Source organism: Mesonia sediminis, from assembly GCF_042684705.1.
GTDB classification, from domain to species: Bacteria; Bacteroidota; Bacteroidia; order Flavobacteriales; family Flavobacteriaceae; genus Mesonia; species Mesonia sediminis.
Genome location: NZ_JBHULZ010000019.1, coordinates 1 through 5,076, shown reverse-complemented (window position 1 = coordinate 5,076; position 5,076 = coordinate 1). Strand labels below are relative to the sequence as shown.

Annotated in this window: 5 protein-coding genes; 1 reads left to right on the top strand and 4 read right to left on the bottom strand. The window is 30.2% G+C overall.

Going from position 1 to position 5,076, the window contains the following annotated elements:
* A partial coding sequence (locus ACFSQ0_RS03215; protein ID WP_379044032.1) for a hypothetical protein occupies positions 1–195 on the top strand: 195 nt, incomplete at its 5' end.
* A gap of 45 nt (positions 196–240) precedes the next feature.
* Here ACFSQ0_RS03215 and ACFSQ0_RS03210 read toward each other — a convergent pair.
* The 4 genes from ACFSQ0_RS03210 to ACFSQ0_RS03195 all read right to left on the bottom strand — a co-directional run bounded on the left by ACFSQ0_RS03210 (position 241) and on the right by ACFSQ0_RS03195 (position 4,965).
* Positions 241–1,992 (bottom strand): Shedu anti-phage system protein SduA domain-containing protein, encoded by a 1,752-nt coding sequence (locus ACFSQ0_RS03210; protein WP_379044029.1) that lies wholly within the window; start codon positions 1,990–1,992, stop codon positions 241–243.
* 167 nt (positions 1,993–2,159) lie between these two features.
* Positions 2,160–2,633, bottom strand: a complete 474-nt coding sequence (locus ACFSQ0_RS03205; protein WP_379044026.1) for a hypothetical protein — start codon at positions 2,631–2,633, stop codon at positions 2,160–2,162.
* A gap of 272 nt (positions 2,634–2,905) precedes the next feature.
* Positions 2,906–4,015 carry a hypothetical protein gene (locus ACFSQ0_RS03200; protein WP_379044023.1) on the bottom strand — a complete coding sequence of 370 codons (1,110 nt, stop codon included), beginning with the start codon at positions 4,013–4,015 and terminating at the stop codon, positions 2,906–2,908.
* A gap of 143 nt (positions 4,016–4,158) precedes the next feature.
* Complete coding sequence (locus ACFSQ0_RS03195) at positions 4,159–4,965, bottom strand: hypothetical protein (RefSeq protein WP_379044020.1); 807 nt, start codon at positions 4,963–4,965, stop codon at positions 4,159–4,161.
* Between the last annotated feature and the right edge of the window lie 111 nt (positions 4,966–5,076).

Genomic DNA, 5,076 nt, shown 5'->3' with positions numbered 1-5,076 from the left:
ATTGCTCCCGGTCTTCTCCTTGTTGATATTCCATTTTTAAAGATAAAAAAAATTAAAAATATATCCTTAAAAAAAGACTGCAATGATGGCATGGTTTTGAGACATTCTGACGGTTTTGTATATGATACGTTGCGTGGTTTAGCACGTAATTTAGCAAATAAAAACCGAATAGAAAATCCGCGAGGATTTTCGTAAGTAGGCTCTCACTAGCAATGGATTATATACGTTGTTAGCCACTGGTTATTTTCTTTTCAGTTCATCAATTAACCATTCCAATTTATTTCGAGCCACACTTATAATATCCAAAAATGTTCTAAAATGAACATCATCTCTCTCATTATGTGAGCTAATATTTTGTTTTACACGACCACCTAACAAAATAATTTTTATATGTTGGTTATGAAAATATGTGTTTAATTCATCTCTATATTCTAAAGCTTGACGTTCTGTATCTCTATTTAATGTGAAATTTGGCCTTTTAAACTCAATTAAAACTAATTCCCTGTTTAGAGTTCTTCCAAGAAGTAAATCAGGTCTATTTTGAGCCTTTTCCCCACTGTATTTTTTGTCTAAGACTTTATTTATTGCGGTTTCAAGACTTGTGTCTGATATTAAAACATTATAATCATCTCCTAAAATCCAAGTGTTAAGTTCTAATGCCTTGTGAATATCTTTCTCCAGGGTTTTATTATCTTCTATTAAAATAAGTAATTCATCTAGATATCTTAATCGATTTAATGCTTGACTTGTAACAATACTCATTTCTAAAAGACCAAAGTCATTTAATGCACTTGCAAATTTTTCAATGTCAGAATTACCTGTTTTTTGAATGTTTGAAATTATATCCCAATAGTGGTCTTTTTCCATTGCTGCAACCATTACAGAAATAACAGTATTAATCTTGGATTCACTTTCTCCGTAAAATTTTTCTAAAGTTTTGTGTAAAGCTTTACGAGCAAATGGTTTTTTATATTCGGGTAATTTTTCAAGTTCTTTGTTGATTTTTCTTTGATATCTGGCACGAGCCATTTTCATATCAGTTTTGAAAACATCATCAACTGACTTTTTTAGTTTTTCAGTCGTTCTTTCTGAAATTACTTTGTTTAATTTACTGTTTTCAATTATTGCTCCCCAATCAGCTGTAACATCATCTTCTAAGTCATCACAGATTATCTCTCCGTAAATCCTATTTTGAAGTTTTTTAGGAATAATATCATCATCAGCTAAAAAGTTTTTTGGTTTCCCGACTAACTTATTTCCAACTTTTGTAACTATACCACTTGATTTTATTGGTTTTGGTGTTATTGTATAGTTTAAAGTAGCTTTCTTTCCATCAATAATTAATTCTTCTGTATATGATTTGCCTTGTAAATCTAAAACGCCAATTTTTTCACCATTAATTGATACCTCAAAATCATTCTCTCTCCCATAATCCCAAACAAGAATTTGTTTCATTCTTTCTGGATTTGGGAAATCAAAATTCTGATTTAATCCAGACAAAGTTATTTTTGTGCCTGAAATTTTCTCATCTACTTTTTCTGTTGAAATATCTAAAGGTATTTTCTCAAGGTCAAATCCTTCTTTGGCTAATTCATCTCTGTCTATTATTAATGAAGTTTTTACACCGTTTGAAATGGTTTCTAGTTTCATTTTAGAAGCGACCATTAATCCTGAAAATTTCCCAATTCCTTTACGACCTTTAACTTTCCTTTTTTTCTTTATAGATAAATTTCCTTTTCTTACAATTCGGCTATTTGCTACGTTTAAGTACTCAGTTCTAACTTCATTTTCTTTCATTCCTGAACCATTATCGGATATGATAATTTCAGGATTAGGTGTTAGCTCTTTTGGAAAGGTTATTTCAAGTCTTTCAGAATCTGCATCATATGCATTATCTACCAATTCTTTTAATGCGTATTCGGTTGACCTGTAAGTTTCTCCTAAAAGTTCAGCTAATTTGGTGTCAACTTTAAAAAATGCTTTATTATTCATTGGTTGTCGTTCGTTTTAACTTGTGGCTAACGTGTTTGGCTATGGTTTCGTTGCGTGAAAATCCGCGAGGATTTTCCGCCGTAAACCGAAGATAGCAAATTTGCGAGGACTTTCCGCGAGGAAAGTCAGAAGCAATGAACTATAGCCGGTGTTGTGCGTTCGTTTTTTTATTTTGTCGTTATTAATAATAAATCACCATCGTATCTTCTGCCAAAAGTTGAATTGTTCATTTTTTCTTGTGTTATTATTGAGATTGAATTTATTGCGTTCAAGTCAATTTTAGTTTTTTCTTTCAAACTGTCAGTCATTGGAATTCCGTCAATAATTATTAAATCAATTTTTCTTTTAGCTTCTATTTTTCTATCTGGAAATAAGCTGTCCAATCTGAAGTTTTTAATCGCAAACAATTCGGTCGGTTTGAGTTGAGTGATTTTCAATTCTTGAGTTCGTTTATTAATTTGAACATTTTCAATATTGTCTTTGTTAAGAAAGAGAGTTTCTAAATTCATTTTTTCGTTATCGACAAACAATTTATAGTCGGCTGAATATTTTTCTAAAATTTTATTTCGGTCATATTTTATATTCCGAGTTGCGCAACCGAAAGTCAAAGTCAGGATTAATAGAAGTAGAAATATTCTCATTTTATTCGTTTTATTCTCAAAAATATTTCAATTCCGTTTTTCATAAAAACTCCAATGAGTGAATGATGTTCTTCGTTTATTTAACGTTCACCGTAAATGACGCACAACGTGTTTGTATATGAGCTGTGGCGTGTTTTAGCACGAACCTCTCCATATAAAAACTGGCTTTGGAAAATCCGCAGGATTTTCCAAGTGAGGACTGACCAAGCCATAGCTTATATACGGTGTTAGCAATAGTTATTATTCACGATATTCTGTTGATAACTAATTAATTATAGGTCTGAAATAGTATAGTCAATAGAAATTCCATTATCTTTATCTTGGTTCAAGCTTATAAAAAGAAAATCATTAAAATTGTTGTTATCGACGTAATAGATGCTATAATTTTCATTTTCAGTCACAAAAAGATATGGTGTTCCTCCGTCTTTATATTCTCCTTGATAAACTTTCGTAAAGTCAATTATTATATCCTCATAATTTTGATTTTTTATTATTAATCGACCTCCTTTATCCTTTGTTGATTTTATTGTTATGTAATGAGGATTGTTAATATTTGGCTCTATCATTTTATCTTTTCCTTCGATACCGTTTTTCTTGTTTCTGATAGAAACGGTATAAGCCCGGATATTTTTGTTAAATGCAACTTTAGGATAACCCATTACGTCATAGAAGTTTTTTTCCTCTTCTTCTTTTAACTGTGGCTCACTTTTAGTTTGCATATTGTCCTCATTGCTTGGATAAAGGTTTTTATAAGTTTCAGAGATTCGACCTTTTGAATAGCTGTCATCGGTACATATTTTGCAAATTTTATAATTGCTTTTTTTCGCAGACCGAATGTTTGTTTTTGAAATTTTCGCCTCACAATTAGCAAGTCCATCACATTTTAAATTTGTATGATAGGCATAAGAGTTATCACTTTCACAAATAAAGACTGAACCAAAGTCGGAATTGTTATCAAGAAAATTATTTAATTTAGAAGGATATTCAACGGAAATACGCAATTCTCCATAATCAAACCTGATTTTATTTCCAGATAAAGTTTCATAATTATAAACTATGTTTTCATCATAATCCGTACAGAATTTAAATCGAAAGTTTGCATTATTCTGGATTTCATAAATAATCGATAAATATTCATTATCAGTTTTAAAATCGATTGTTGCAATCTCTCCAGTAGACTTGTAAAACTTTATATATTTACTGTCTTCTTTCCCTTGAAAGTATGGCAATTCTGTATTTTCTCCTGTAAAATAGTTTCCACTATTTAGTAAGTTTTCTTTGAAATTTTCAGATGTTGAATTTAAATCATTGTATGTTATTTTTTGTCCGAATAAAATACTCGAAAAAGAAAAGACTAAAATGAAAGCGAAATTTTTCTTCATAATTATTGCTAACGGTTTTGTGTATGGCTCGTTGCGGAAAATCAGCTATGATTTTCCGCCGTAACCGAAAGATAGCAAATTGCAATGAATTCCGATTAGGAATTCAGCCGCAATGAGCTATACACGTTGTTGGCAAACGTATTTTATTTTTTAAAGTCCGATAAAACAAAATCAAAGTTTTTAATTATTACCTCTAATTTTCGTTTTGTTTCAACACTTTCCTTCAATTCAGGTTTTAAACTCATTTTAATAGTTTCATAATCAAGTTCAAAATATTGTTTAAACCCGATTGTAATTATTTGAGACATTAATAATTGGCAATGAGATTTTAGTCTGTCAATATCAGATTTAAAGGTTTCTTTATCAACTACAATTCTTTTATTTATATCTGGATTTAAAAAATCTGGATGAATTTCTTCACGATGAAATCCGTCGTTATGTTTCACAGCATTAGATATATAATTTATTCTTTTTGTTATATCGAAATGGTCGTGCGATTTGAAAATGTTTATTTTAAATTCTTTCTTGCAATAATCTTCGATACTCAATAAGTTGTTTTCTTCATTAAGTTCTTTTAAAAGAAAGTTTGTCGCATCGACCAACGATTTTAGATATGACTCATATTTGTGAAAAAGTCCAACGTAACCAAGTCGAATAGTTTCGTAAAGATTCTCCTTTAATTCGTCTTTTGAAATATTCAGCAAATGTTTGTATTTGGAATTTGAAACTTGATTCCAACTGTCCACAATTGATTTATTCGCTGAAGGAATATAATAATTTAGGAAAAGTGCTTGAAAATTTTCCATTTCAGATGTTGACTTAATTATCAAGTCAAAGAGCCTTTTTCCTTCTTCCGATTCTTGTAGTTTATCAAAGTCTTTTACTTTGGCAAAATTCTCCGACAATCTTTCAACAAGTAAGTCAATTGGATTGTGTTTCGGTTTTTTCATATGTTTGCCAACGGCAGTCAGTCTCAAAACTACCAATTAATGCTCTTAAAAATAATATTTTTCTGATTTTTATGAAATTTATCGAGGAGTCAATATTTTTTGAAAATGATT